28 protein-coding genes and 3 pseudogenes are annotated in these 23,821 nt (G+C 69.3%); 12 read left to right on the forward strand and 19 right to left on the reverse strand.

What is annotated here, in order from left to right; genetic code table 11:
- Positions 1–96 precede the first annotated feature (96 nt).
- The 3 genes and pseudogenes from ACWD0A_RS24195 to ACWD0A_RS24205 all read right to left on the reverse strand — a co-directional run.
- A pseudogene (locus ACWD0A_RS24195) lies at positions 97–244 on the reverse strand (IS5/IS1182 family transposase); the annotation flags it as partial.
- Positions 245–288: 44 nt separating this feature from the next.
- On the reverse strand, positions 289–537 hold the full coding sequence (locus ACWD0A_RS24200) for a hypothetical protein (RefSeq protein WP_451301410.1): 249 nt from the start codon (positions 535–537) through the stop codon (positions 289–291).
- Between the two features lie 523 nt (positions 538–1,060).
- Positions 1,061–2,794: an Ig-like domain repeat protein gene (locus ACWD0A_RS24205; protein WP_451301288.1), complete on the reverse strand. Its 1,734-nt coding sequence runs from the start codon at positions 2,792–2,794 to the stop codon at positions 1,061–1,063.
- Positions 2,795–3,267: 473 nt separating this feature from the next.
- On the opposite strand from ACWD0A_RS24205, the gene ACWD0A_RS24210 reads away from it, so the two are divergent.
- Entirely contained in the window at positions 3,268–3,738 is a 471-nt protein-coding gene (locus ACWD0A_RS24210) for a hypothetical protein (protein ID WP_451301290.1), read from the forward strand.
- Between the two features lie 35 nt (positions 3,739–3,773).
- Here the strand turns inward: ACWD0A_RS24210 and ACWD0A_RS24215 are convergent.
- From ACWD0A_RS24215 to ACWD0A_RS24235, 5 genes and pseudogenes are all read right to left on the reverse strand, one after another.
- Positions 3,774–3,941: pseudogene (locus tag ACWD0A_RS24215) on the reverse strand (ATP-binding protein); the annotation flags it as partial.
- Positions 3,942–4,165: 224 nt separating this feature from the next.
- Entirely contained in the window at positions 4,166–5,452 is a 1,287-nt protein-coding gene (locus ACWD0A_RS24220; protein ID WP_451301292.1) for an aminotransferase class V-fold PLP-dependent enzyme, read from the reverse strand.
- A 391-nt stretch (positions 5,453–5,843) separates the two neighbouring features.
- A complete protein-coding gene (locus ACWD0A_RS24225) occupies positions 5,844–6,077 on the reverse strand; it encodes a ferredoxin (protein ID WP_451301294.1) in 234 nt (77 codons plus the stop codon).
- 900 nt (positions 6,078–6,977) lie between these two features.
- Positions 6,978–7,637 (reverse strand): NADPH-dependent FMN reductase, encoded by a 660-nt coding sequence (locus ACWD0A_RS24230; protein WP_451301296.1) that lies wholly within the window; start codon positions 7,635–7,637, stop codon positions 6,978–6,980.
- A gap of 163 nt (positions 7,638–7,800) precedes the next feature.
- Complete coding sequence (locus ACWD0A_RS24235) at positions 7,801–8,313, reverse strand: N-acetyltransferase family protein (RefSeq protein WP_451301298.1); 513 nt, start codon at positions 8,311–8,313, stop codon at positions 7,801–7,803.
- A gap of 361 nt (positions 8,314–8,674) precedes the next feature.
- Here ACWD0A_RS24235 and ACWD0A_RS24240 point away from each other — a divergent pair, with 361 nt between their 5' ends.
- The 4 genes from ACWD0A_RS24240 to ACWD0A_RS24255 all read left to right on the forward strand — a co-directional run bounded on the left by ACWD0A_RS24240 (position 8,675) and on the right by ACWD0A_RS24255 (position 9,850).
- A complete protein-coding gene (locus ACWD0A_RS24240; RefSeq protein WP_451301300.1) occupies positions 8,675–8,860 on the forward strand; it encodes a hypothetical protein in 186 nt (61 codons plus the stop codon).
- A gap of 135 nt (positions 8,861–8,995) precedes the next feature.
- Positions 8,996–9,115: a hypothetical protein gene (locus ACWD0A_RS24245; RefSeq protein ID WP_451301302.1), complete on the forward strand. Its 120-nt coding sequence runs from the start codon at positions 8,996–8,998 to the stop codon at positions 9,113–9,115.
- A 262-nt stretch (positions 9,116–9,377) separates the two neighbouring features.
- Complete coding sequence (locus tag ACWD0A_RS24250; RefSeq protein WP_451301304.1) at positions 9,378–9,608, forward strand: hypothetical protein; 231 nt, start codon at positions 9,378–9,380, stop codon at positions 9,606–9,608.
- Entirely contained in the window at positions 9,569–9,850 is a 282-nt protein-coding gene (locus tag ACWD0A_RS24255) for an SUKH-4 family immunity protein (RefSeq protein ID WP_451301306.1), read from the forward strand. Before ACWD0A_RS24250 ends, ACWD0A_RS24255 begins: the two co-directional genes overlap by 40 nt.
- A gap of 465 nt (positions 9,851–10,315) precedes the next feature.
- On the opposite strand, the gene ACWD0A_RS24260 is transcribed toward ACWD0A_RS24255, so the two are convergent.
- Both ACWD0A_RS24260 and ACWD0A_RS24265 read right to left on the reverse strand, forming a co-directional pair.
- Entirely contained in the window at positions 10,316–10,591 is a 276-nt protein-coding gene (locus ACWD0A_RS24260; RefSeq protein ID WP_451301308.1) for a hypothetical protein, read from the reverse strand.
- A gap of 1,179 nt (positions 10,592–11,770) precedes the next feature.
- Complete coding sequence (locus tag ACWD0A_RS24265) at positions 11,771–12,877, reverse strand: cytochrome P450 (protein WP_451301310.1); 1,107 nt, start codon at positions 12,875–12,877, stop codon at positions 11,771–11,773.
- A gap of 110 nt (positions 12,878–12,987) precedes the next feature.
- Here ACWD0A_RS24265 and ACWD0A_RS24270 point away from each other — a divergent pair, with 110 nt between their 5' ends.
- On the forward strand, positions 12,988–13,158 hold the full coding sequence (locus tag ACWD0A_RS24270) for a cytochrome P450 (protein ID WP_451301407.1): 171 nt from the start codon (positions 12,988–12,990) through the stop codon (positions 13,156–13,158).
- Positions 13,159–13,305: 147 nt separating this feature from the next.
- Here the strand turns inward: ACWD0A_RS24270 and ACWD0A_RS24275 are convergent, their stop codons facing one another.
- The 3 genes from ACWD0A_RS24275 to ACWD0A_RS24285 form a co-directional block, all read right to left on the reverse strand.
- A complete protein-coding gene (locus ACWD0A_RS24275; protein WP_451301312.1) occupies positions 13,306–13,743 on the reverse strand; it encodes a hypothetical protein in 438 nt (145 codons plus the stop codon).
- A 312-nt stretch (positions 13,744–14,055) separates the two neighbouring features.
- On the reverse strand, positions 14,056–14,883 hold the full coding sequence (locus tag ACWD0A_RS24280) for a PhzF family phenazine biosynthesis protein (protein ID WP_451301314.1): 828 nt from the start codon (positions 14,881–14,883) through the stop codon (positions 14,056–14,058).
- Positions 14,884–14,921: 38 nt separating this feature from the next.
- Positions 14,922–15,059, reverse strand: a complete 138-nt coding sequence (locus tag ACWD0A_RS24285) for a hypothetical protein (protein ID WP_451301316.1) — start codon at positions 15,057–15,059, stop codon at positions 14,922–14,924.
- Between the two features lie 85 nt (positions 15,060–15,144).
- Here ACWD0A_RS24285 and ACWD0A_RS24290 point away from each other — a divergent pair, with 85 nt between their 5' ends.
- The 4 genes from ACWD0A_RS24290 (at position 15,145) to ACWD0A_RS24305 (ending at position 18,242) form a co-directional block, all read left to right on the forward strand.
- Positions 15,145–15,495, forward strand: coding sequence for a winged helix-turn-helix transcriptional regulator (locus ACWD0A_RS24290; RefSeq protein WP_451301318.1), 351 nt, complete (start codon positions 15,145–15,147; stop codon positions 15,493–15,495).
- A gap of 178 nt (positions 15,496–15,673) precedes the next feature.
- Positions 15,674–16,384: a hypothetical protein gene (locus ACWD0A_RS24295; RefSeq protein WP_451301320.1), complete on the forward strand. Its 711-nt coding sequence runs from the start codon at positions 15,674–15,676 to the stop codon at positions 16,382–16,384.
- A 453-nt stretch (positions 16,385–16,837) separates the two neighbouring features.
- Entirely contained in the window at positions 16,838–17,194 is a 357-nt protein-coding gene (locus ACWD0A_RS24300) for a hypothetical protein (protein ID WP_451301322.1), read from the forward strand.
- A 313-nt stretch (positions 17,195–17,507) separates the two neighbouring features.
- A complete protein-coding gene (locus tag ACWD0A_RS24305) occupies positions 17,508–18,242 on the forward strand; it encodes a hypothetical protein (RefSeq protein WP_451301324.1) in 735 nt (244 codons plus the stop codon).
- A 488-nt stretch (positions 18,243–18,730) separates the two neighbouring features.
- Here the strand turns inward: ACWD0A_RS24305 and ACWD0A_RS24310 are convergent, their stop codons facing one another.
- Genes ACWD0A_RS24310 through ACWD0A_RS24320 form a run of 3 tightly spaced genes read right to left on the reverse strand, consistent with a single transcriptional unit; the run spans position 18,731 to position 20,957 of the window.
- On the reverse strand, positions 18,731–19,822 hold the full coding sequence (locus tag ACWD0A_RS24310) for an ArsO family NAD(P)H-dependent flavin-containing monooxygenase (protein ID WP_451301326.1): 1,092 nt from the start codon (positions 19,820–19,822) through the stop codon (positions 18,731–18,733).
- The gene (locus ACWD0A_RS24315) at positions 19,819–20,601 is read right to left on the reverse strand and encodes an aquaporin (RefSeq protein ID WP_451301328.1); all 783 of its coding nucleotides are present in this window, start codon (positions 20,599–20,601) and stop codon (positions 19,819–19,821) included. The genes ACWD0A_RS24310 and ACWD0A_RS24315 overlap by 4 nt, the downstream gene beginning before the upstream one ends.
- Before the next feature lie 41 nt (positions 20,602–20,642).
- The gene (locus ACWD0A_RS24320; protein WP_451301330.1) at positions 20,643–20,957 is read right to left on the reverse strand and encodes an ArsR/SmtB family transcription factor; all 315 of its coding nucleotides are present in this window, start codon (positions 20,955–20,957) and stop codon (positions 20,643–20,645) included.
- 75 nt (positions 20,958–21,032) lie between these two features.
- On the opposite strand from ACWD0A_RS24320, the gene ACWD0A_RS24325 reads away from it, so the two are divergent.
- Both ACWD0A_RS24325 and ACWD0A_RS24330 read left to right on the forward strand, forming a co-directional pair.
- Positions 21,033–21,671, forward strand: a complete 639-nt coding sequence (locus ACWD0A_RS24325; protein WP_451301332.1) for an arsenate-mycothiol transferase ArsC — start codon at positions 21,033–21,035, stop codon at positions 21,669–21,671.
- A gap of 50 nt (positions 21,672–21,721) precedes the next feature.
- On the forward strand, positions 21,722–22,141 hold the full coding sequence (locus ACWD0A_RS24330) for an arsenate reductase ArsC (protein WP_451301334.1): 420 nt from the start codon (positions 21,722–21,724) through the stop codon (positions 22,139–22,141).
- Positions 22,142–22,306: 165 nt separating this feature from the next.
- Here the strand turns inward: ACWD0A_RS24330 and ACWD0A_RS24335 are convergent.
- The 3 genes and pseudogenes from ACWD0A_RS24335 to ACWD0A_RS24345 all read right to left on the reverse strand — a co-directional run.
- A pseudogene (locus ACWD0A_RS24335) lies at positions 22,307–22,689 on the reverse strand (gamma-glutamyltransferase); the annotation flags it as partial.
- A gap of 18 nt (positions 22,690–22,707) precedes the next feature.
- Positions 22,708–22,950, reverse strand: a complete 243-nt coding sequence (locus ACWD0A_RS24340) for a DUF6411 family protein (RefSeq protein ID WP_451301336.1) — start codon at positions 22,948–22,950, stop codon at positions 22,708–22,710.
- A 59-nt stretch (positions 22,951–23,009) separates the two neighbouring features.
- The gene (locus ACWD0A_RS24345; protein ID WP_451301338.1) at positions 23,010–23,813 is read right to left on the reverse strand and encodes a restriction endonuclease; all 804 of its coding nucleotides are present in this window, start codon (positions 23,811–23,813) and stop codon (positions 23,010–23,012) included.
- Between the last annotated feature and the right edge of the window lie 8 nt (positions 23,814–23,821).

Raw genomic sequence — 23,821 nt, forward strand, 5'->3', positions numbered from 1 at the left:
AACCGACGAGACCGCCCTGCCCACCGAACTCACCGCATAGCCTCAAAACGAGATCACCGAGTGGCCGTCACTACACCACTCCAGCGGACGTGACCCGGCGGGTTGCGGGATGACCGTCCGAATGCCGCGTCGGCGGAGATGGCAAGGGATCGCGGGACGAATACGCGCGATCCGCCAAGACGGCCTGCGGTCGAGTTCTCGGTCTCCCAAGTCCGCTTAGCGGAACCCGGATCCTTGCCATGACTATTCCGGCACCCCTTTTCCCAAGGGGACGGCAACGAGAGGGTGTCAGACGGTCCGTTCGGCTCCGTAGTAGCCGTGATGCATCCGGAACCGCATGGCGTCGGTGCCGTCCGCCCGGATGTGCTCGATGAGGAGAGACCTGAGCGGCTCCGGCAGCTGTTTGCCCTGTGCCCGGGTCCATTCGACAGCGGAGAACAGTTCGGCGGCGCCGTCGAGCTGGACCGGACTGAGAGGGGACACGGCACACGCGGCGAGGACGAGGCCGGGATCCTCGGTCAGGAGATGGCGGAGCACCGCCAAGTCGTACCACTAGTGATCGTCGGCCAGCCGGAGCAGAGGCACGTGTCGCCGGTGCCGCCGTCCACGATGGCCAGACGTTGCGCCAGTTCGCCGATCTCGGCACCGGTCACGGTGAGGCGCGGCAGGTCGGCAGCTCACGGCAGTGACGATACGGCAGCTCACCTCGCGGACAGCGGGCGCCGGCCGGTCCCCGTGCGGCTCCGAGGGGAAGACGACCAGCTCGCCATCGAGGAGGACGTCCTGGTCGTCCGGCTGTCTCTGTCGGCTGCCGCCGCAGTGTCGCCGAACGGCCCCGTCAGGTCGGTGCCGTTCCGCGACAGCAGCCGTGTCTGTGTGCCGGCCGCCCGAACCGCAAGGCAGCGGAAGCCGTCCCACTTCGCCTCGAACCCGTACGGGCCCACGGGAAGGGGCTCCACAGACAAGCACCTCGGCCGGGAGGCGTGTGGACCGGGTGCCAGCATCGCAGCAGCACGTGCCGTGCCCAGGAGCGTCCGGGCACGGCACCCGTGCGTGCGGCTCAGCGCGTGACGTACACCGTCGCCGAGGCATTGCTGCCGGTGTGCAGGTCGTCGCCCTCGTACGACACCGTGTAGGTCACGTCCCGCCGTGCGCGCGGCATGTCGTTGACCGTGAACGTGCCGTCGGCCGCCACCGGGACGGACGAGAGCGAGCCCGTGCCCAGCCGGTCGGTGCGCCGGACGGCGAGCGTGACGCCGGCGGGGAGGGCGCGGCCTTGGGCGGTCAGCTTGCCGGTGATCTCCACGCCCCCGCTCATGGAAGCCTCCTGCGGGGCCGTCAGCGCGATCGACGTCGGCGCCTTGGCCACGTCGACGGTGATCGAGACGTCCTCGGCCGGGCGGTGCGTGATGTCGCCGAGGAACGACAGCGTGTAGGTGGCACTGCCGACGGCGTCCGGCACGTCGAGGACCGTGAACGTGCCGTCCGCAGCCACCTCCGCGGCCGCGAGCGCACGGGTACCGTCGGCGGTGGTGCGTACGGCGGTCACCTTGGCCGGCTCGGCCGGTGCGGGACCGTCCAGTTCGAGGCGGCCGCGGATGCCGACCGGTTCGCCGACGACGGCCTGGGCCGGCGTGTGCGTCAGCGCCCCGCTGAAGCGGGAGTCGTACTGCGCGGCGGGCGGCTGGATGACGTGCAGCCAGAAGGCGTTGCCGTACGCGTTGGTGGTGAGGGCGAACAGCCGGGAGCCGTCCTTCGACCATTCGAGACCGCGGTTCACGACACGGTTGCCGTCGAGGTCGCCCTCGTAGGCGAACTCCGTCGCCGTCGTGCCGTTCGCCGGGTCCGCGGGCTGGATCAGCAGATCGGGCGTGCTGCCTGCGGCGAAGGCGCCGCGCGCCACGTACTTCCCGTCGCCGCTGAATGCGACGGCCGTCGAGGTGGCCCCGGCGGGCAGGGGTTGGTAGACACCGGCATCCGTGAGGTCGCCCGCGTTGAGCAGGCGGGTGCCGTACGCGGCGTCGGCGACGGCGAGGTGCCTGCCGTCCGCGCTGACCGCGATGTCCTTCGGGTCCAGGCCGCCCTTGCCCTCGGCGTCCGCGATGCGGCGGGCATCACCGCGCACGGGGGTGGGACCGGAGGTGTCGAAGGACGTGAGGAACGGGTCGGTGGCGTTCGGGCCCTTCGCCTGGCCCATGAACAGCCGGTTCGGGGCCCCGCCACCGGTGGCGAGCAGGATCTTGCCCGTCGCGTTCCAGCCGGTGCGCGCAAGGAGGCCGTCGGTGATCGAGTCCAGATCGGTCTGGCTCTTGTCGCAGTAGTAGTCGCTGTACGCCGGGGTGGTCGTGTGCCAGCTCTTGGTGCCGGTGACGGCGAGTTCGCGCCCGCAGTCGTCCGTGTACGCGCCGGTGCGGCGGGTCTCCTGCAGCGTCTGGGTGTCGTAGGCGACGACATGGCTGCGCTGGCCCACGTACAGCGTGGCGGCGTCCTCGCTCAGCGCCAGGCCGGAGGCGCGTGACGTGGTGTAGAACGTACCGACCTTCTGGCCCTGGAAGTTGTACGCGACGACCGTGCCGCCGTAGTGCGCGTACCCCGCCCTGTCGGAGACGAAGACGCGCTCGTGGACCGAGTCGACCACCATGTCCGAGAACGAGGAGATCGGCAGCTTGGCCACCACGTCGGACGCCTCCGCCGCGTGTGCGGCCGGTGCCGCGACGACAAGGCCTCCACCGCCGATGACAGTGGCCGCCACCATGGCGGCGAGACGTCGTCCCGTGTACTGAAATGTGCTCAACTATGCCCCCCACAGGCTCAGTTCATGTCCATTGTCGAACATGAAGATCCCATGGAACATGTGGGCGAGCTGTGGACACAAGCCGCCGCACCCGGATTTCGCAAAGAGTTCGGCCCCGGCGTCTGAAGGGGATCCGGGGGCCGGTCACACGTGACGGGTCGTTCGTGCTCCCCTGGTCAGGGCGGATGCCGGGGCGCCCCGCCACGTGGCTCGCAGGCCCGCGGGGCAGCGGAGGCGGGTGACCAGCGCGCGGGGTACTCGTCCCACAGCTCCTTGGGCGGGTGATCGCCGAAGGTGTTGAGGCGCTCGGGGGACCAGGGCTGGCCTCGTTCACTCGTAAAGACAGCACTGGTCTCTGACTTCTGACAGCGTTTGCTGATCATTCGGTTTGGGGGTGCTCACGCGTTTCGACAGCACCTCGTCCTTGCTGGCTGTGGGTGACGTGTCTGTGCCACAGGTTAGGGTCGGGCCGCGTGAGCGACTACTACGACTTGTTTCTAGCGGTGGATCTCGCTCCGGAGCTTCCCGAGCCGGTGCTGCAGGAGCTTCGGTGGCACCTGGGGCTGACCGACTCCGAGCCCGACGTGCATGCCGCTGCTGACTGGGCGGTGGGGGAAGGGCCCTGGCAGGTGTTCGGTGGTGCCGAGGCCAGCCACGGCTTTGATGGTGCCGACGCTGCTGTGTTGGTTCAGGCCGCGGACCGGGTGAATGTGGACGGCCGTGCCCCGTGGGCCCTGACCTTGCGGTCCTGCGTCCACGAGGACGATTTCGGGATCGTGATGGACGTGGTGGCCTGGCTGCTGAAGCAAGCCACCACCGACGGGTGGGTCGGGCTGGTGAGGTGCTCAGCCACGGAGACCGGCCACCACATCATCCGCCATCCTGGCGGGTTCGAACTGATCGAAATGCGTCCGGCGGGGAAACGGGCTCAAGTGTCCTGGTAGCCGTTCGCCCGTGGAGAGAACGAGTTCAAAGGACTTCAGCCGGCCTGGGCGGGTGCTTCGCCTCGTTCCCGGGCGCTGGCCAGGCGGTAGCAGTCGGTATCGGTCTCGATGATGGTGCCGTTGAACGTCCAACGGTCCAGGATGGCCGCGCAGAGCCGGGGATCCGTGAAGGTCTTGGTCCAGCCGCCGAACGACTCGTTCGACATGGGGGACTTGCCGGTGCCGGAGTCGCAGATCAGGCGGAGCGGCTGACTCTTCTTGATCCATTCGCAACTGGCGTGCATGCGATGTTGGCTGTTCCATTGTTCCAACCGCCGGGCCGGGCAGCGGATGGTGCCGACCGCCGCCGCCACTCAGGCCTGTGGTGGCCGGTGACTGGGGTCGACTTCCCTGAAGGCGGCAAGGCGACGGCGTCCGAGAACGGTTTTCAGCGGGTGAGGTCAGCCAGGCTGTTCAGTGCGGTGTCGATCTCGGCTGGAGTGTTGATAACGGCGGTACCGATCCGGGTGTAGGTCGAGGTGGACAGCCGCACGCGGTGGGTGGCGGCGTGGTCGACGACCTGCTGATGGGTGTGTCCGGCCACGCTGAAACAGGTGATGCCCGCTGACAGCTCCGCGTCGGCAGGGGTGTGCACGGTGACCCCGGGGATGCGGCTCAGTCCTTGCTTCACCCGCGTCGACAGCTGTGTGATGCGGGCGGCAACGCGTGCTCGGCCCAGCTGCTCATGCAGCGCTACCGCCACCGGCAGGGCGAAGGCATGCTCGAACGCCAGAAACCCGCCGGGCGACAAGGGCGCTGCTCCCCCGCCACTGATGAAGCTCACGAACGTGGGCCGCAGCTGGTCGAGGACGTCCGGCGCCACCCAGACCAGCCCTGTTCCCCTTGGACCGAACAACCATTTGTGCGTTCCGGCGATCACCACGTCCGCGCCGAGGCCGGCGGCATCCTCGTCGATCGCCGCCAGCCCGTGCACGCCGTCGACGACCAGCAGGCACCGGTCGGCAGGGCTGCGGCCTTCATTGGCTCGGCGCACCACCTCGGCCACCGCATGCACCGGCATCCGAAGACCCGTGCTCGACTGCACCCAGGTGATCCCCACGACTCTCGTGTTCGGGCGTATCGCCTCGCCGACTGCCGCTGCGATGCCGTCCGCCGTCGCGGTGGCCGGATCGGCGAACCAGGAGCCCAGCCGTAGCGTGTTGCCATGCTTGTCGGCGGCCAGCCGGGCGGCGATGCGATGGGAGATGTGGTCGTGCTCGGTCAACAGGAACTCCTGTCCCGGACGGGTCACGACGCCGTTGTAGAAGAGGCCCAGCCCGATGCTCGTGCTCGCCGTCATCGCGATGTCCTCGGCCCGGCCTCCTAGACAGGCCGCGAGCGCCTGGCGTACCCGGGGCCATCCGGTAGGACCATCGGGCAGCGCCAGCCCCGTGGGCACCGCGAGAGGATTGGCGTCGACCTGAGCCCTCAAATGATCTACCGCATCCCGCACCACCTTCGGATGCGAGGCCAGATAGAACAACGCAAGGTTCACCCATCCAGGCTCCAGGCGAAACTGCGCCCGCAAGGCGTCCCAGTCCACGCGCCCGTCGATCGTGGTGACCGGCCGCTCCCGCGGTGTGTTCACCCTTGCCGCGCCGGAGCTGGGCACGAGGGTGACCGCCACCGCTCCCGCAGATCTCGCCAGCAGACCGCGCCGACTCGTCATCGACATCCAGCACCCCTTTGCACCGCGACCGGCGGAGCGGTGGCGGAATAGCTGTCCGGTGCCCTTCTGGTGACGAGGTTACGCAATGTGGCCGCGTACGCCGACAGCACCATTACCCAAACGGCCCCTATCGCGATGCCGCACAGCACAGACCACCCGAAGAGACCAGCCGTCTTTCCTGGAGAAGCACTCCGTCCTTCCCCTCGCTGGTAGGGCGTCGTGTCATGTCCCGTTGACATCTGCAGCAGTGCAAAGCCACGCGTCGATCGCTGCCCTGTTACCCCCGGAGGCAGGTGCTCCAGCTTGCGGAGCCTCCGGACCGCAATGAAAGCCGCCCAGAGACGGCCGCGAAGAAGACCGCGGCCGACAAGACGACCGGGCGGAAGCCGCGCGCGTCCTAGTCCTCCGGAGGGAACACGGCCTCGCCCGTCCCTGCCAGCCGCAATGAGATCGCCTCGACAGGACAGTTCTCCGCCGCCCCCATCAGTTCCTCCGACGCCGGCGTCTCGTGTTCCACCGGATGTGATTGCCGCGCCGAGTCCAGCCGGAATCCCTCAGGCAACGCCGCCACGCACATCGCCGACCCGATACACACCTCACGGTCGACGTCCACTTGCCACCGCTCACCCATCAGTCAGTTCCCTTTCCATCGCGGGCAGGTTCTGTGCTCCAGAACGATCAGAGCACATGGCAGTCACGACAGGCCTCGTCCGTACCGGTCTCGGGTCGGCAGATCTGGCACGGCTTGATGTCCGACTCCCCGAGCGCGACCGACGCTTCGGGACCGCAGGAAAGAGGAGCGCCAAAAGGTGCTGAAGGTAGTCACGTGGTCGCACAGGCACGGGGACTGTACACGGGTATACCTGCGGAACACGGCCGATCGCCCCGTCACATACCCATCGGTTCTCGCCACGGGGAAGGACGGCCAGATGACGTCACATGAGTTCCATGTACCTCACGAGAACGAGAACGAGAACGCCGGCAGGGCAGAAGGGCCAAGAGGTGTTCGCCGACGTTCGCCGATAAACCGAGGAGGGTTTGCGCGTCTCTCCCCTGGGCGTGTCCTTCCAGAACGCCGACGGCTTTCACCGGGTCAGGGACCTGTCGTCGAAGGCACTCCTTCGGCAGAGGAGATTTCGGCGGACCACCCCAGCATCAGGTTGCTGTTCAGACGCTCCACCTTCTCGACCTACTGGCTTTATCGCGGGCAGCAGCAGCTGGTTCCTGTTGCTTTGCCGGGATCACGGCCGCGCGCACGGGCGAGACGGCGACGGTGAGGTCCGGACCCCGCCCGCGTCAGAGGAGCGCTCCGGGCCGGATCATCCTGGCCGGCGAGAACGTCACTGAAGGATGAGCGGTATTCCAGGAGGCCGAGTCGCGCATCGCAGTGACTGAACGCGATATTTGGCGGCTGAGTGCGCTACCTGCTCCGGGAGTGAGCATTTGACCTTCGAGTCGGGGCAAGTTTCGACGTCGCCCGCGCCGCCGATTTGGCTGGTTCATCGCCACAGCGCCAAGAGGTACTCCCAGGCTAGTCCTCCGCCCGTTGGGTGACGGGTGCCTCGGTGCGGTCTCCTGGGAACTCGTACCACCGGCGCTGTAGGCAGACGTACCGAACATCGGCTTCGACCAGGCGGAGGAAGGCCGCGACGGTCTCGGCAAGGCGCTCCTGCAGGCCGGAGTCGGTGAGCATGCCGTCCTCGGTGAAGCCCTGGTGAGCCTTGGCAAGGCTGAACATGTCCGGATAGACGCGGGTGCCGAGGTGTTCCAGGGGAACCCTCAGCGCCCATAGCCCGCGGTTGCCGCCGACCAGGGACGGGGATGCGGAGACGAGCAGCGCGTGCTTGGTCTTGAACGGCTGGGGTTGGACGCGGGAGACCCAGTCGATTGTGTTCTTCAGGACCCCGGGCATGGAGGCGTTGTACTCGGGGGAGGAGATCACGAAAGCGTCGCATTGTTCGAGCCGGTCGCGCAGCGCGAGAGCGCCCTCCGGCAGCCCCTCGGAAGCCTCTACATCGCCGTCGTACGGGGGCATGTCGAAGTCGCGCATGGTGGCGAGGTCGGCGGTGACGCCGGTGTCGGCGATCATGCGGGCCACGAGGGAGGCGAGGCGGGCGTTGGTGGACTCAGCCCGCAGGGCGGCGCCGAAGACGAGCACACGCAGGGGGCCGGGGTGGGCGTCCGTGGGCATGGGCGATGTCCTTCCGGCGTGAGGGTTCGCCCAGCCAGGGCGCTGCGGACCAGTGTGGTCCGCACTGGGCTGCCGCGCGACAGGGAAGGGCCTTCTGGGGATCACACTTGGTGCCCGGCCCGCCGCCGCACTCACGGGGCGGGCCGTGTTCTCCGTTTCCCAGCTACAGCGGGACATGGATGTCGAGGACGGGGCCGACGACGCGAGGGGGTGGTGCGTCCAGGCTCTCCAGGACATGGAGCATCGGTACGTTCTGCGCAGCGACCGCCGCCGTCAAGGTGTGGTGGCCCTCCCGGCGGGCCACTTCGGCCGCGTGTGCGGCCAGGGCGGTGCCCAACCCCTTGGACTGCCAGGCGTCCTCGACCAGCACGGCGAGCTCGCCCACCCCTTGCCGGTCGGTGCGCATGACGTTGGTCATGGCGATGATGTGGTCCGTGCGCTGGGCCGGGGTGGTCACCAACGTGGTGCCGCGCCCCGGGTCGGACAGCAGTCGCCATCCTGCGGGAGAGAGCTGGGGTTTGCCGGCGTGGTAGCGCAGGGCCCGGCTGCTCGGCGAGCAGCGGCGGTGCAGTGCCTGGATCGGTTCAAGATCCGCGGGGGTCACTTCGCGGGTCCGGGTGGCGGTACCGTCGGTCAACGTGATCGGGTGCGAGGTGTCTCGGCCGACGTCGGGCATGCAATGGTCTCCTGACAATGGCATACGTGACGGGCGTGCGGGCGGACCTCTCTGGGCGGGTGTCCGCTTCGGCACACGAGCAGTCTTTTGCCACTCCCCGCTCGACTCAAGGGGGGTTTACGCCAAAGCGATTACGCTTCGCACTTAGTACATCACTCAACGGAGTCATGTGGTCAGGGAAGATCACACCTGACTGTCACCGCTCCACCATGGCGGTGCCCTCGCCGGCCGTCCGGCGGCGGGGACGCGAGGAGCCCGGCAGGCCGTCGGGCCGGCGGGGCGTCTCCGACCGCACCGCAAACGCCAGGGTGTCGAAGTCCGCATCCGTCAGGGGCTCCACAGCGACAGCGACTGACTGACCGTGTATCTGTTGCAGATCACCGACATCGACGCGGCGGCTCAGACGGTCCGGCTCGGCAAGCGACCCGACCCCGTCCCGCTGGACCCCGCCCCCTGGATCGTGCTGCAACGCTGCCTGGCCCACCGCGAGGCATGGCCGACGGACAACGCACACGTGACGGCCACCAGAGTAACCAAGGCTGGGTGAATCGGCCTCAACCGCCCATATATCCCATGCCCTTGACGATTAATGATCCGCAGCACCTGACTCGTCGACTCGACGCCCTGGACTTGCCGGCCCACTCCGAGAATCCACCTTTGCGATCACCACCATGGGAAAGCCGTGGGCGCAGCCCGCCTGGCGGTCCGCAACAGCCACGAAGTCCTCGAAGCGGGCATGTGGCTTGCCCGTTCCCAACGCGGCCGCAGAATAGGCACCGTCGTACTCCGCATGCTGAGTTGATGCCGAGGATGATGCCGTCGCCACCAACTTCCACCGCGAACTCGTGACGATTCGACAGCACCTTGCCCGGGTTCACCGGAACGTCTGCGCAGGAGGACTTGTCGGAGGCGATGGCGACGCTGCTGACCGGCCACGGCATTTGAACGCCGACGCTTGCTGCTGTTGGTGTCAGTTGGGCGCTGTTCTACGAGGGTCTGGCGTATGAGGATCTTGTCGGGACTGGGCCGGCGAGGGTGGCGTTGCACGGGCCGATCGGCGGACGGTGGGCGCGTGGCATATCCCGGAGGCCGACAAGAGGGTCCTTGCCGACGTCGGCGTGCCCCACAGCGACGACGTCCCCCTCACACGGGTGTGCTTCCAGTCAGAGGCTGAGCCGACGGTATCGACCGCTGACGGAGGGCTGTTGTACCTGCTGGCGGAGGTCCGGAGTCAGGTTGGCGAGACGACCTGGTGGTGGGCCGTGGAGCCCGCACCGGGGTGGTGTACTACGTGATGCCGGACGGTGAACCCTGGTTCGCAAACTCCTCTGTCGTCCTGTGGGTGCAATGCCTGCACCACTACGGTCTGCGCGTCGACACCTGCGACCTGCTCCTCGACGCAGAGTTCCATGAGGAGGACGCCGTCCTTGCCGAACTCGAGGAACTCGCTGCCGAACTCAAGGAGTGCGACCCGCCCGCATTCGCCGGCTACCGGGGATTCATCTGGCCAGAGTTCCTGGCCCGCTGGCTCTGGTAGGAAGGCGTCGGCCGTAGTCCCGCTGGTCGTTGCCGTGGCGGCGTTGCTGTCCGCCAGGTGCGGCGCGGCGCCGTACGCCATCGCAGTGTCGAGCAGTGCGCTGAGTGCTGAGGACCGCGGCTCGGCGAGGACTCGCTCATCGTCCTCGTCTACAGTGAACGAGCCTGCACTTGCCCGATGTTCTGCGCTGTTCGTGACCATGTGCGAGATGAGCAGGAGGCTGTGCCCGACCGGAGAATCCGTCGGGCCGGCGCCGGCGATCGCCCCCTACGTCACGGTCCCGCCCGTGAAGGGACAGCCGAACCTGCAGGTCGCATGAAGGTGAGAAAAGGCACCGCCTCCGACGTACCAGGCTGGTGGGCAGGCGGCCGTCGGACTGCCAGCCGGGCGGCGGGGGAGGGGTGGCCCCGGGCCCTGGCCAGAGGCCAGCCAGCGGACCTGCCGGGCCCGGTGGATCGGCTGGGGTCAGCAGGCAGGCAGGAGCTTCGTTCCCGCCACCCGAAAGACCTGTGAGGCTTCGCCGATGCTCACACCGTCGATCTCGGCCTCAAACCTGAGTTCTAAGTAGGGGCCTAAGTCTTCCAGCCCGTTTGGCGAGAACTGCACGTTGACGAGCTCGCCGCCCGCCAGTTCCAGTCCTCTGGACGACACGCGGATTCCGGCCCAGCCGTGTTCTCCCTCTTCCCATTTCTTGACCACGTGCCTGCCCCACTGCGAGCGCTGAACGTTCAAAGACGTCACGCGCAGCCCCGCCCTTCCCCAGGCCGTGCGGGGCCACACGCAGCGGCAGACGCGTCGGCGAGGGTGGAGACGGTCGTGCCGGTGCGCACGTATCGCAAAGGTGACCTCAGGGATGCCCCGGCGCTCCGCGGGCTCGTAGTGCACATGGACATCGGCCCCTGCGGCCCTGCCAGTGGCGTACATGCGGATCGTGTGCCCCAGGACGCTTGACAACTTCAACACGGCTTCGCGTACTCCTTCATTGATCGGTTCACCCGCCGGAGGGGCCAGCCAGGCTGATCTCCCCTCAAAATGAAACCTCAGGAATCACTGGCCGCTGGATTTGGCCTGGCGAAAGTTGGCTCATACAGGCGCCGCTTACCGGCATCGCGCTCCGGCGCGTTACCGATCCGGGCCTGTGTGCGCAATGGATCGCGTGACCAGCGTTGATGCCCTGGACGCGTCGCCGGAGGGCCGGGACGACGGGGACGGACTGGGTGAGTGCCGCTGAAAGGCGAGCGCGCATCGAGCCCGGATCGGGGCGCATCCATGGGTGCGCCGGATGCCCAGGAGATCGTAGGACCGGGCTGGTCCGCACCAGTGATCGGGGAGAGCTGGGCTTCCGAAGCCATCCGCCACGTCCCGGCCGGATCGGCGGCCAGCACGTCCGCGCGCCAGGAGCCGTCCGACGCGCGGATCTCCAACTCGGCGTGGGGTGTCTGCATCCCACGCGGCGCCGGCTGGTTCGAGCTTGAGCAAGTGGCGCGCCTACCACGCGCCCCTGAGCGTGCATCGGGTGCGGGCACTCGGCTCAGGCGATCGGGCCCATTCGGCGTGCTCGGCCCGGAACGCCATCGGCTGCCGCACGGTCGGTGATCGACGCCGGAGTGCTGCGGCGGCCACTGATCAGTCGAGGCCGACGAATTGCGGAGGGGCGGCAGGAAGCCGGCAACTCGGCCCGCTGATGATGTGGCTGGGGGGCGGCCAGGTCCGGCGGCCCTCCAGGGGCAGGACGAGAAACATACGGCGTCGTGGGGCTGATGAGGCGGAGCACGATGATCGGCACACGAGCTTGCGGACCACGACGACCGCAACTGTGATCAGGGCGGCGGCGACGGCAGGGCCTGCGACACCGTTCATGATCTTCTGCTGGGGTCGGACGGTCGGTCGATCCGGAGGACCTCGATCAGCGCTTCGCCGTCAGGGATCGCCACCTGGGGCTCGTGCCCGCCGCCGGCGCGGGAGCCGGGGTGGCCGTCGGCTCGGCCGGCGGTGCGGCGGGTGGGAGCGGCTGAGCCGCCGTGCCGGCGCTTGTGGTGCCGGGCTCCATGCCCAGCGATCGTGGCGGGGTGAAGCCGGTGTCCGCGATGGCGCGGCCGATGTCTCCACCGGGGCATTTTCGACGTTGGCGGCCGCGATGCCCAGCAGCAGCATGTCGCCCTTCCGGATCTGCTGGTCGCCGAGGACCGTGTCCCCGGTGGCCCACCGGCCCGGCACCACGCCGATGGACGGGTTGTCCCACATCACCTTCTCCAGGGCGTCCGGGAGCGTCATCTGGCCGCCGGCGAGGCTGCCGCGGAACCGCCGATCCGTCAGCATCAGGCGCAGCGTGTGCGCGATGAGGTTGACGGTCCCCTGGTGGGCGGCCACGAGCACCAGCCGCAGGTGCTCCGCGATCTCCTTGTCCGTGAGCTGCGACGCATGGCTGATCAGGAGGGAGGCGAGATCGTCCCCGGGATGCGCCTTCTTGCGCTGCACCAGGTCCTCGAGCACCTGTGTGACGGCCGCGTTGCTGGCGGGCGCCGTTTCGCTGGCCCTCGTCAGATCCAGGGTGGGTTCCACGAGGGCCGGTCCCTCGTCGGGAGCGATGCCCATCAGCCGGCTGATGACCAGCATGGGCAGCGGCTCGGCGTAGTCGCGCACCAGGTCCGCGGTTCCGCCTGCCCACCCGCGGACGAGCTGGTGGGTGTAGTGCGTGACGAGTCGGCGCATCCCGCGCCGGCTGAGCCGGGCCGGGCCGTCGACCACGGCGGTGCGCAGCCGGGCGTGCTCCTCGCCGTCCGTGAAGACGCACAGGGGCTGCCGTCCCACCATGGGGATGAGGGGCGAGTCGGGCGGCACTTGGTTCTCGAGGAAGGCGTTCCACCGCCGTGAGTCGCGCGAGGAGAGGCTCGGCGTCCGCATGACTTCCAGGTTCTCCCGGTAGCCGAGGACGAGCCAGGCCCGGATGTCGCCGTACAGGAGGACGGGGGCAACGGGTCCGTACTCCTGCCGGAGCTGCTCGTAGGTCGCGGCGGGGTCCGTCACTTCGGGCGGCTTCGACATCCCGGCCGAGACCGAGGTGCTGCTCAGCCTCTACGCCTTGCACCGCCACCCGGCTGTACCCCGACCCCGACATCTTCGACCCCGACCGGTGGCTGCCGGAGCAGGCGAGCCGGCGTCCGCGCGAGCAAGTCGTCCCGTTCGGGGCGGGCAATCGGAAGTGCATCGGCGACAAGTTCGCGTGGATGGAGGCCACGATCACTCTGACGATCTGTGGCGGAGCCCGCGGTGATGTTGCGCCGCGGGGGCGGATCGGGAGGAACTGACGGTGTTTCGGCTGCCCGCGTGCAGGCCCGAGCGGTTTCGCGCCCATCGGGCGACAGCCGATGCGGCACTCGGGCCGCCGCTTTCATCCTCCGCCGACGAGCACCGGGCTCTGACGGAGGCGAACGAACGTCATGACCGCAGAGGCGTCAGAGGGTGGCGATGTCTACGCTGATGTCGCCGTCGACGCGGACGGCGACATCGAGGTCCGCGGCGAGGACGAGGCGCTTTTTGAGGGTGGCTTCGATCCTGGATTCGATCTCAGCGGCGATGGCAGCCTCGAGTGCGGCGTCGGCCTCTACTTTCGCGCTGGTGACGACGGTCAGCCGGATGTCGACGCTGCCGCCTAGGCCGGCCCGCGCGACGGCGGCGACCATGACGTCCACGTCGAGGCTCTTCTCGAGAACGGCTTCCACGTCAGCCGCGATGGCCGCTTCGAGTGGTGAGACGACCCGCTGCTCGGCCGAAGCGGCGGCAGGCGACGCGCTGGCCGCGGCCGCGGTGGTGGAGGACGCGCCCAGCGTGAGGGCGAGAGCGGCGACGGGGACGACTGAGGCCTTGAAGGCTTTACGGCCAATGAGTGACATGCTGTGAACCTTTCGTGAGCGAGGAACGCCGTGGGTGCCTGCCGGTCGGACAGACCGGCCTATGGATTCCCTCGCTTGCGGTTTGCAGCACCCGTTATGGCGTGAATACGCTGATTAGGGTGAACGTGCCGAACGCCCTGAACACGCGGGAGGCCTGAGCGGCCTGAGCAAGCGGGTGCGCAAGGCGTGGCAGCGGGACCGCCGCAAGGGCACCTGCTTGCCGAAGCCCGCAGTTGGGTGACGTGGCAACACCCCGAGACCGGCCAGACCTCCAGCCGGCTGGCGCGCGGCGCACTGGGGCCTACGGGCCGGCTATGGCAGGGGGACGCTGCGGGTGATTTCCGCGGTCCCGCCCAGGCGGATGAGCGGGCCCGACGGGCTGTGCTGTGTGGTGGCGGTGATCGTGGCCGGCCTGCCCAGTGTGTCGCCCATGTCGACGGTGATGTGGGTGATGTTCTGACCAGCCAGGTGGGCTGCGAGACAGGCAGTGCTGTTGGCGTTGGCGATGTCTTCCGTGACGCCGATCGACGGGGCGAACATGCGAGCCGCGAGGCGGCCGACGGGTGTCGGCAGGGAGTACACGTAGCAGCCCAGGAAATCGAGACGGTCACAGGCGGCACGGAGTCGTTCGAGGTCCGGGTCGAGGGTGGCGAGAGCGGACTGCGTAGCCACGGGAACCAGCAATCGCGATCGCCCCACCGAGGCGACGCGGGCACCGGGAGCGAGACTGCCCGAGGTGACGCCGAGTGCGGGCAGGACGAGGTCGCGCTCGATCGCTGCAGGCTGGCGCAGGTCGACGGAACCGGGGTCGAAGGCGGCCTTGATGTACGTCTTCTCCCGTATGGCCCAGCCGGTGAAGACACGCCCCGCCGCATGGAGGGTGGGCCGGTAGGGCACCCGTCCGGCGCGCTGGGCGAGGTAGGCCAGCGCGGCAACGGTCCCGTGGCCGCACGCGGGCAGTTCCCCCTCGGCGGTGAAGAAGCGGAGGGAAGCCGCGGGCCGGCCGGGGCGGTTGTCGTGCACCGAGACGAAGACTGCGTGCGAGGTTCCCACAGCAACCGGCACACGACGGCGCTCCTCGTCACTCAACGGCGCCTCGTCCATCACTGCGGTGGGGCTGCCGCCTCTGCCGTCGCGCATACACGCGCGGACGATCGCCACGGGCATACCGCGGTCGCTCATGAGCGCTGACCAGCGGTTCGCCGGATGTAGTTGAACACGACGTCCAGTTGGCCCTGTTCGCGGTAGATCCGGTCGAGCGGCGCCTGGTCGATTGCGTCTGAGTACGGCGGTTCGAGCGGCTCGATGCGCGGCATTCGCCCTCCCTGGTGCACATCACACCGGTGCTTCGATTTTCACATCACTATGATGCTTCGACAACAGAAGCGCAAGGGAGATCGCATGGCGACCGGAACCCCCAAACCAGGTGCACCCGTACGCGGATCCGACTCGGGCCGCCCTGTCATGGCAGCCCTCGACCTGCTCGGCCGCCGCTGGACGATGCGCATCCTGTGGGAGCTGAGCCTCGCGCCCGCCGGCTTCCGGGAACTGCAGCGCCGCTGCGAGCGCATGTCCTCCAGCGTCCTCGCCACGCGCCTCGCCGAACTCACCGACGCCCACCTGCTCACCCTCCACGACGACGGCTACCGGCTCACTCCCCTAGGTGCTGACCTGGTCGAAGCCCTCCAGTCGCTGACTACCTGGAGCCGCCGCTGGGCCGCCGAAATAGCGGAAGCACTCGAACCGGACTAAGGCCGCAAAAGTGTGGGCTCCCACATTGCGTACACCCGAGGTCAGTGCGCTGGTCGCGCATCGGACAGGCGTCCGGGGGCGATGTGGTCGGCGAGGCCTGTTCCCCGAAGTTTGGCCGGCGCCTGCGCGCCGGAGACGTGCCGGCCCGCAGGAGCAGACCATCGTCCAGAATCGGGGCATGGACGTCCCCAGGCTGCTGGAAGCAGCTTCCCTGCTGGTCCCGGAAGAGATCGCCACCGAGAACGACATCACGGTGAACGACGTCTGGGAGTACCTCACCCACGACGAGTGGGAAGTGGCTCTCGGTCTGCTGGAGGAACTCGGTGACGTCCAGCGGCTTCCGCTCAACTTCTGGCAGGCCCTCGCCACCGCCGCCGAGCAGATGGGGCTGGAGAAGAGCGCGGCCTGGTGCCACTGGCGCTGCTACGAAACCCGACACGGCATCATCCGAGCCGACCTCACCCTCACGCCTGCCGAGGAGGCCCGCCGACAGACACCCTTCCCGGGAGCTGGCGTCCTTCGACCACTGTGGAACATCGGGCGTCGAACCGCGACAGACGAACCGGACCTCTGCATTGCCAGCCTTTGGGTGGAGTTCGCGCCGTTCATGGAGCCTGGCGGGCGGGCCACGGTGCGTCTCGCCCCACTCTGCCCGTCGAAGTGGCAGCACCTTCAGACCGGTCAAGTGATCACCATGCACGAGGACCGGACCGTCGCCGGAACGGCGGTCGTCCTGGATGTTCAGCGCCCTTCAGCCCGGCGGTCGCATGACAAGAGCTGCCCCACTCTCACGCTGATGCAGCGGAAGCAGCTCCCGGGAGACGAGCTCACAGGCTGTCGTACTTCGGTTCATCGGCATAGCGCCATCTGGGACCGTGGTGCGGTGTGATGAGCCCGTCGGTGACCTGATTCCGCACCTCGGCGAGTTGCTGGTGGCGCGCCGCGTGCTCTTTGAGGGCGGAGCGATTGGCCTGGTGGTGAGAACCCGGGAGGCCGAGGTGGCCTGCCCCGGGCCAGGGCGCGAAGTACGGGGTCTCCATGGTGAGCGCGCTGGAGAGCGGACAGGAGTCCCGGGCCTAAGTGGTGGGTCCCCTGGTGCCGTCGTAGCGTCGATACAGGAGCAGCCGCTCGAAGGGGGTCGGGAGCGCCTGTCGGGATGCGCTGCGAGGCGTGGGGCGCGCTGGGCGGTAGAGGTGCGTGGGGGCGTTGGGCCAGGTGGCTCGGGGAGAGACGGCTGGGAGCAGACATGCCGAGACGAAAGCTGAGAACCGCGGCCGTGATCTTTGCCGCGACGTCGCTCGCTGTAGGCCTTGCACCGGCAACCGCCTCGGCGTCCCCCTCCATGCCGGCACAGCCCGGTGACCAGGTCGTGGTCGTGGACTGCTTCATGAAGGCGCAGGTGCGCCCGAGCGAGTTCCTGATCGCCTGCGGGGACGGCAACAGTGGGCTGACCGAACTCAAGTGGTCGTCGTGGGGGCCGACGTCCGCCGTGGCCACCGGGCTGAACGTGGTCAACGACTGCAAGCCCTACTGCGCCGCGGGCACGTTCCACTCGTATCCCGTGAACGTCAGGTTCGAGCGCCCGGAGGCGTGGGAGAAGAACCCCGATCAGCAGCGGTACGGGCAGCTCCACCTCAGCTTCTCCGGCAGCAGGCCCGAGCACATGCCGCCCGAGGTGACGTACAAGCTGTGGGACTGACGGACGGCGAGGTGCGTTTCCTGACGCGTGGCCGGTCTGCGCGGTCGTATCCGTGCCGCCGCGCGACGCGTCGCCGCCGGGACGACGTGCGCGCGGTGGAGGTGCAGGAGGAGGAGCCCGAGGGGCTCGTGGGGTTCGAGGCGGAGTCCCGGGCCGTACCGGGGCGCTGCCCTGCGGGCTCTGCTGTTCGGCTCAGGCCCCGGGTGGTGGCGAGGCGGTAGACACCTCAGGAGTGTGGGATTCAGGCGGTGGGTGCGGTCGGGCTCTGGGATGATCTGTCCACGCCTGTAGGAAGGGGCGGGCAGTGGTGGACATGGGGCCGGACCGAGATGTCACCGAACCGAGCGTGCTGACCGACGTGCGTGTCGGGGACGTGCTGCGGGTGGTGTGCGAGCCAGTCGATGCACGGGTCTCCACTGATTCGCCGTACTACGTCTTCGTCCGCTGGCCCTGGGGGGAGGTGGATCCGGATTCGCGTTTCCGCTGGAACGGCGAGCGGGCCTTCCCTCGTAGAGCAGACCACTACGAATGGGACATGGAACTCTTCCGCCTGGAGCCGGACCCGGCCGAGCTCGCCGTCGGGGACGTCTGTCTGGTCGGCGTCCCGGAGGCGACGGACCATGTGCTGTCTGTCGAGCACTTCGATCCGCCCCAGGACCGGGGATGGCTGCCCAGGCCGACCCGGAGCCTCTATGTGATGCGCCACGGCCAGTCCTTCGATCCGGAGCTCGAAGACCAGGGCTGCGTCATCTGCCCGGGCGGCCACGAGCCGATGGAGTTGGTGGTGCTGTTCCGGCCATATGCGTTCCTGGAGATCGGCGACGAGGTTGTCGACGCGAGGGGCGACGCGTGGCGCTTCGAGCACCCCTGGAGCTGGTACTCCTTCAGCGGACTGACCGGGACGCCGACGTGGCCGCTGACCCTCTTGGCGCGGCGAGGGCAGCCGGTCGCAGCGAAGACTGTGGTCGCTGAGACGGTCGGCGGTTCGCACGAGGCCGAGGAGGCCCGGTGGCGCAGCATGACAGGCGCCGAGCCGGTCATGCCCTGACCCACGTTGACCCCACGTTGACATCGCCCCTCAGCTATGGGGCGATGCGGACTGACCGGCCTCAGGCAGCGGCAACGAGTTGAGTGGGGAAGGCCAGGGCTTCGTCGAACGGGGATGTGCTTCTGCAGGCAGTGGGAGAGCCGGCCGGCCGGGACGGCGCCGGGCGGGGTCGTCGACCAGCACACCGCCGCCGAATCGAGCGGACCCGGCCAGGGCTTCGGAGACGCCCTCGATCGCGCCGAGCGCGGCCGCGGGCACCGAGCGTCGAGGTCAGCAGGGACGGCAGCAGCGCGGTGGGGATCTCATGGCCGACATCGGCGAGGAAGCTCGCTGTGCCGATGCCTCGCACCCTGGGGGTCAACCAGCGCTCGAGGGCTGGTGCTTCGGGGTGCTCGTCACCGGGATGGTTGTCGCCACAAATCTTCACCGGCCGACCGACGATCGGGCAGTGGACAAGACCACGATCGTCACCGCCTCTGCTACGTCGATCAGTCCGCAAGAAGGGCCGCGACCTCGCGTGCCGCGTCGCGTGCCGGGCGGCCGACGCCGATCAGGGTGGCGGAGGCGGGCCCGGTCCAGTCCCCGTACCCGACCAGGTGCAGGCGGGGCTCGGCCACAGCGCGGGTGCCGTGGGTGGCGATGTGGCCGCGCGCCCCCCTCAGCCCCAGCGGGGCGAGGTGGGCGAGGGCGGGCCGGAAGCCGGTACACCAGATGACGGTGTCCGCCTCGGCCTCGGTGCCATCGGCCCACTTCACGCCCGTCGTGGTCAGCTGGGTGAACATAGGCTTTGCCCGCAGCAGGCCGGCGTCGCGGGCTTCGCGTACGGGCGGTACCGCGACGATGTCGCCGAGCGAGGCGACGCCGCCGGCATCGGTGCGGTCTTCGTCGAGGGCGCGGCGGCGTGCGGTGGCGACGTCGAACAGGACGCGGCCGTCGACGTCGTCGGCGAGGTACCGGGGCGGGCGCTGGGTGACCCAGGTCAGGTCGATGCCGGCCAGGGCGAGGTCGGCGGCGATCTGCGCGCCGGAGTTCCCGCCACCGACCACAACCACCCTCCCCCTACGGCTTCGCCCTGGGGGGACCCCCAGCCCGGCGAAGTCCTGCGGCCGCCGGTAGGCCACCGTGTGCAGCTGGCGGCCGGTGAAGACGTCCCGGCCGGGGACAGCAGGAAGGAAAGGCCGCGACCAGGTGCCGGTGGCGCTGACGACCGCCCGCGCCGACCAGTCACCCGCATCGGTCTCCACGCGGAGCCGGCCGCCGTCGCGGTGCACGGCTTGGGCCTGGACGCTGTGCTGGACGGGCAGTTCGTAGCGCTTCTCGTAGTCGGCGAGGTAGTCGACGACGTGCTGTGCGTCGGGGTACAGCTCGCTGGGCTGGGCGGGCATGATCCGTCCCGGCAGGGACGAGTACGCCGCGGGCGAGAACAGGTGCAGCGAGTCCCAGGTGTGCTGCCAGGCGCCGCCGGGCGCGGACTCGGCGTCGAGGACGACGAAGTCCAGGCCCTGGCGGCGCAGGTGGTAGCCGGCGGCGAGCCCTGCTTGGCCGCCGCCGACCACCACCACGTCGGTGTGCTGCGTCATGCCGCGGGCGTCTGCGCGTCCGACTCGCTGCGCATGAAGACGACCGCGACCAGGGCCAGCCCCACGACCACGCCGACCAGCTGCATGGCGATGAACACCGGGACGGAGGCGGGGGCGATGCCCGCGAAGGTGTCCGTGAAGGCGCGGCCGATCGTGACCGCCGGGTTCGCGAAGGAGGTGGAGGAGGTGAACCAGTAGGCCGCACCGATGTAGGAGGCGACCGCGACGGGTGCGAAGCGGAGCCGGTCGGTGCGGGCCAGGCCGAAGATCAGAAGGATCAGGCCGGCGGTGGCCACCACCTCGCCGAGGAGCAGGTTCCCCGCCGAGCGGTCGTGCGTGGACCACTTCACCAGCGGCTCGCCGAACATCGCGTCCGCCAGAACCGCGCCCGCGATCGCGCCGACGACCTGCGACGGCACGTACACCGCCAGTTCCCGCGCGGTCACCCCCGCGCCGCCGCGGCGGGCAGTCCACCACTCGGCCAGGGTGACTGCGGGATTGAAGTGCGCGCCGGAGACCGGGCCGAACAGGGCGATCAGAACGCCGAGCCCGAAGACCGTGGCGGTGGAGTTGGCCAGAAGTTGCAGCGCGACGTCGTCGGTGAGCTGGGTGGCCTGGATGCCCGATCCGACGACGACCGCCACGAGGGCGGCGGTTCCGACGAGCTCGGCGGCGGCGCGGGCGACCAGCGGGGTGCGGGGCGGGGTGGCGCCGGGCGCGGGCTGCGGCGAGGTGCCGGCGGCTATGGCGTCGCTCGCGGCGGGCTCGGTGGCGGTCAAGACAGGGTCTCCTCGGGCAGGGTGGAGTGGGGGAGAGGGGCTTAGGGGCAGGACCGCTTGAGGTTCGCTTCGGCGGTGGTGCGGGCGGTGGCGGCCAGGTCGGCGAACTGGCCCGCGAGGGATTCGATGACCTCCGGTCGCAGCCGGTAGTAGATGTACCGTCCGCACGGTTCGGTCTCCACGACCCCGGCCTCGCGCAGCACCTTCAGGTGGTTGGAGAGGTTCGTCTGCCTGGCACCGGTCTCCTCGACCAGGTGCGTGGTGCAGAGCGTCTCCCGCGCGAGCAGGCTCACGATCCGGAGCCTGAGCGGATCGGCCAGGACCCGGATCAGATCAGTGTCGACTGACGTCATCATGGGCTGATACTGTCACATCACCCGGAGCTGACACCAGCCTGGGCTGACCTCTTCTGAAGCCAGGGGGTTCTCTCCATGACCGAGTCCCCGCACCCGGTCCTCCCCGACGAACGCCTCGCGGCCGGCGTCGCCCGCCTCGCCGTGCGCGACCACGGCCGGTACTCCGTGGAGACGGTACAGCGGCTCATGGTCGACTCCTACGAGCGGCTCGCGGCCGCGGCGCAGGTGCGCACGCACGCGGTCGTGCCGGCCGAACGGTTCGCCGCTGAACGCCCCGACGCGCCGGCGCACGTCGAGAGCCCGACCGGCGGGGGACGGCCGCGGGTGGTCTTCGTGTGCAGTCGCAACGCCGGCAGCTCGCAGATGGCGGCGGCCCTCCTGGCCCACCGGGCCGGGGCGGACGTGATCGCCTCCTCTGCCGGCACCCACCCGTCCGGTGCCGTCGACCCCCACGTGGTTCAGGCGCTCGCGGAGGCGGGCGTCGCACTGGAGGACGTCTGTCCCAAGCCGCTGACCGACGAGGTCGTCCAGGTCGCCGACATCGTGATCACCATGGGCTGCGGGAATCCCTGCCCTGTGGTGCCCGGCCGTCGCGTCCTGGACTGGGCCGTTGCCGACCCCGACGACGCACCGATCGCCGTCGTGCGCTCCATCCGCGACGACATCGACGCCCGCATCACCGATCTGCCGGACACCCTGCCGCCCAGCTCCTGAAGCTTCCCGTCCCCCGCACCCCGCTCATCCCTGCCATGAAGGAAGAACCGATGACCACCGCTCCGCTCGCCTCCGTGCTCTTCGTCTGCGTCCACAACGCCGGCCGCTCCCAGATGGCCGCCGGGTTCCTGAGCCACCTCGCCGGCGACCGCATCGAGGTCCGCTCCGCAGGTTCCATCCCGGGGGACCAGGTCAACCCGGCCGCGGTCGAGGCGATGAAGGAGGTCGGCGTCGACATCTCCGCCGCCACGCCGAAGATCCTCACCACCGAGGCGGTCCAGGCGTCCGACTACGTCATCACCATGGGCTGCGGCGACGCCTGCCCGATCTTCCCCGGCAAGAAGTACCTCGACTGGGCGCTCGAGGACCCGGCCGGCAAGGGCGTCGAGGCTGTACGCCCGATCCGTGACGAGATCAAGACCCGCATCGAGGCCCTGATCGCCGAGATCGACGCGCAGCAGGAGGCGTGAGCCGGTGACCGACCCGATCGCCGCCGAATGACGATGACGTACACAACGTCATTGTCATCGACTCCGGCCCGCCGGATACACCGCCGCCCTCTACGCCGCCCGCGTCCGGCTGAAGCCGGTGCTGTTCGGAGGCCGATGTCCCCGATGAGCGCGCGGCGGGCGGCCTGCCGGGGACTTGGTGCCGTGGTCGCGCAGCAGGACCATCCAGGCGTCGGACGCGCCCGGTACGGCGGCGGCCAACCGCTCAGTGCCGGGGACGAGTTCGAGGCCGAGCGAGCGGTAGTGCGCTACGGTGGCCCGGCCGGCGCGACGCCCTGTCCGCGCAGGACGCGCACCTCGCCGCCGACGTGTGCGACGATGACCGGCACCTCCCCGGCGTGCCCGCACAGATGCGGTTCGACGACGTGGAGCGCGAACCCGGCGGCGACGGCGGTGTCGCAGGCGTTGGCGTCGGGCTCGAGGACGGCCATCGCGGACAGCGAGGCCGGCCAGTGCGTGGAGGACACCATTCCGAAGGTGCCCTGGAGTGTTGGCCGGGTGGTGAACACCGCGCGTCTCACCTCGTTCTAGAACGGCATGCGTCCGCGGGTGCGGCGGCCCGCGGAACCGCTGCGGCTCACGGCCCGTGAGCTGCTGCGGAACGGTTTGCTGAACATGCGCCCCAGGAACCCCGGGGCCTTGCTGCCGACGCGTGATCCCAGGCCGAGGGTGCGTCGCGTACCACGTTCGGGGTGGCGCGACAGGCGCGGCAGGAGGAACGCCAGCACGGCGAGGACGCCACACACTGCAATGATTCCGGCGATCATCATGGGAACTCCAAAGGTCGTGGTTCTTCTGCCGTTTGCCCGCGGCAGCTCTCGGTACGCGTTCAGCTGCCGGCGATGCCGTCCTCGGCCCCTTGTCCAGGGCCGGGGACGGAGGACGTCGAAGGCGGTTCTGCCTCCCACGGGGCCGGCCCGCTGCCCTCGGTCCAGGCGACGAGGCTCTGGTGGTCGAAGCATCGGATCCCGCACTGTTCGGCGTACTCGGCCGCCGGCTGGGTGAACTCGCCCGTGGTCACGACGGCCGCCACACTCGCCTCGTGCACGGCGAAACATGTGCCGCCGAATCGCTGCACTTCCTGGGATCCGACCTTGTTCATCGGGCCGTAGCGCTTGCACTGCATGACGACACGCCTGCCGTCGGGCGTGGTGGCGATCACGTCGGCGCCGAGATCGCCCGCACCTCCGACGACCCGGACGTCCCGGCAACCGTCCCGTTCGCACAGAGCGGCGACGGCCTGTTCGAAGTCGGCGGGGTCCATGGCCGCGAGGTCGTCCACCTCGAACGTCCCCGACGCTTCCTCGCCGTCGGACACCGGGGCAGGTGTCCGCACCTGTTGCGCCGCGCTCGTACCGGCGGCGTGGTGCGTGAGGTCCGAGAGGCCGTCGGCGAGCCGGCCGGCCGCGCGGCGACGGCTGGCGCTGCCCAGCCCGGCCGCTGCCACGACGAGGACGGCCATGACGGCCACCGCCGCCGCGGGCCGCTCCTCGGCCGCTCTGACGATGAGCTTCAGCGTGAGCCCGACGGCGCACAGAATGATGGCGACGAGTCCGAAGAAGAGGACCAACTGCCGGATGCTGAAGGCCGGTTTCCGCTTCTCGCGTCCGGGGCTCCTGAAGGGAACGGTCATATGCGGCG

The sequence above is a fragment of the Streptomyces sp. NPDC002867 genome, assembly GCF_053591895.1.

Excerpts from the sequence above, each read along its gene's own strand:
- ACWD0A_RS24290 (WP_451301318.1), top strand. The coding sequence starts at position 15,145 with ATGGCGACCGGAACCCCCAAACCAGGTGCACCCGTACGCGGATCCGAC.
- ACWD0A_RS24340 (WP_451301336.1), bottom strand. The coding sequence starts at position 22,950 with ATGATGATCGCCGGAATCATTGCAGTGTGTGGCGTCCTCGCCGTGCTG.
- ACWD0A_RS24325 (WP_451301332.1), top strand. The coding sequence starts at position 21,033 with ATGACCGAGTCCCCGCACCCGGTCCTCCCCGACGAACGCCTCGCGGCC.
- ACWD0A_RS24320 (WP_451301330.1), bottom strand. The coding sequence starts at position 20,957 with ATGATGACGTCAGTCGACACTGATCTGATCCGGGTCCTGGCCGATCCG.
- ACWD0A_RS24295 (WP_451301320.1), top strand. The coding sequence starts at position 15,674 with ATGGACGTCCCCAGGCTGCTGGAAGCAGCTTCCCTGCTGGTCCCGGAA.
- ACWD0A_RS24275 (WP_451301312.1), bottom strand. The coding sequence starts at position 13,743 with ATGTCACTCATTGGCCGTAAAGCCTTCAAGGCCTCAGTCGTCCCCGTC.
- ACWD0A_RS24310 (WP_451301326.1), bottom strand. The coding sequence starts at position 19,822 with ATGACGCAGCACACCGACGTGGTGGTGGTCGGCGGCGGCCAAGCAGGG.
- ACWD0A_RS24280 (WP_451301314.1), bottom strand. The coding sequence starts at position 14,883 with ATGCGCGACGGCAGAGGCGGCAGCCCCACCGCAGTGATGGACGAGGCG.
- ACWD0A_RS24285 (WP_451301316.1), bottom strand. The coding sequence starts at position 15,059 with ATGCCGCGCATCGAGCCGCTCGAACCGCCGTACTCAGACGCAATCGAC.
- ACWD0A_RS24305 (WP_451301324.1), top strand. The coding sequence starts at position 17,508 with ATGGGGCCGGACCGAGATGTCACCGAACCGAGCGTGCTGACCGACGTG.
- ACWD0A_RS24225 (WP_451301294.1), bottom strand. The coding sequence starts at position 6,077 with ATGGGTGAGCGGTGGCAAGTGGACGTCGACCGTGAGGTGTGTATCGGG.
- ACWD0A_RS24345 (WP_451301338.1), bottom strand. The coding sequence starts at position 23,813 with ATGACCGTTCCCTTCAGGAGCCCCGGACGCGAGAAGCGGAAACCGGCC.
- ACWD0A_RS24330 (WP_451301334.1), top strand. The coding sequence starts at position 21,722 with ATGACCACCGCTCCGCTCGCCTCCGTGCTCTTCGTCTGCGTCCACAAC.
- ACWD0A_RS24300 (WP_451301322.1), top strand. The coding sequence starts at position 16,838 with ATGCCGGCACAGCCCGGTGACCAGGTCGTGGTCGTGGACTGCTTCATG.
- ACWD0A_RS24220 (WP_451301292.1), bottom strand. The coding sequence starts at position 5,452 with ATGTCGATGACGAGTCGGCGCGGTCTGCTGGCGAGATCTGCGGGAGCG.
- ACWD0A_RS24235 (WP_451301298.1), bottom strand. The coding sequence starts at position 8,313 with ATGCCCGACGTCGGCCGAGACACCTCGCACCCGATCACGTTGACCGAC.
- ACWD0A_RS24230 (WP_451301296.1), bottom strand. The coding sequence starts at position 7,637 with ATGCCCACGGACGCCCACCCCGGCCCCCTGCGTGTGCTCGTCTTCGGC.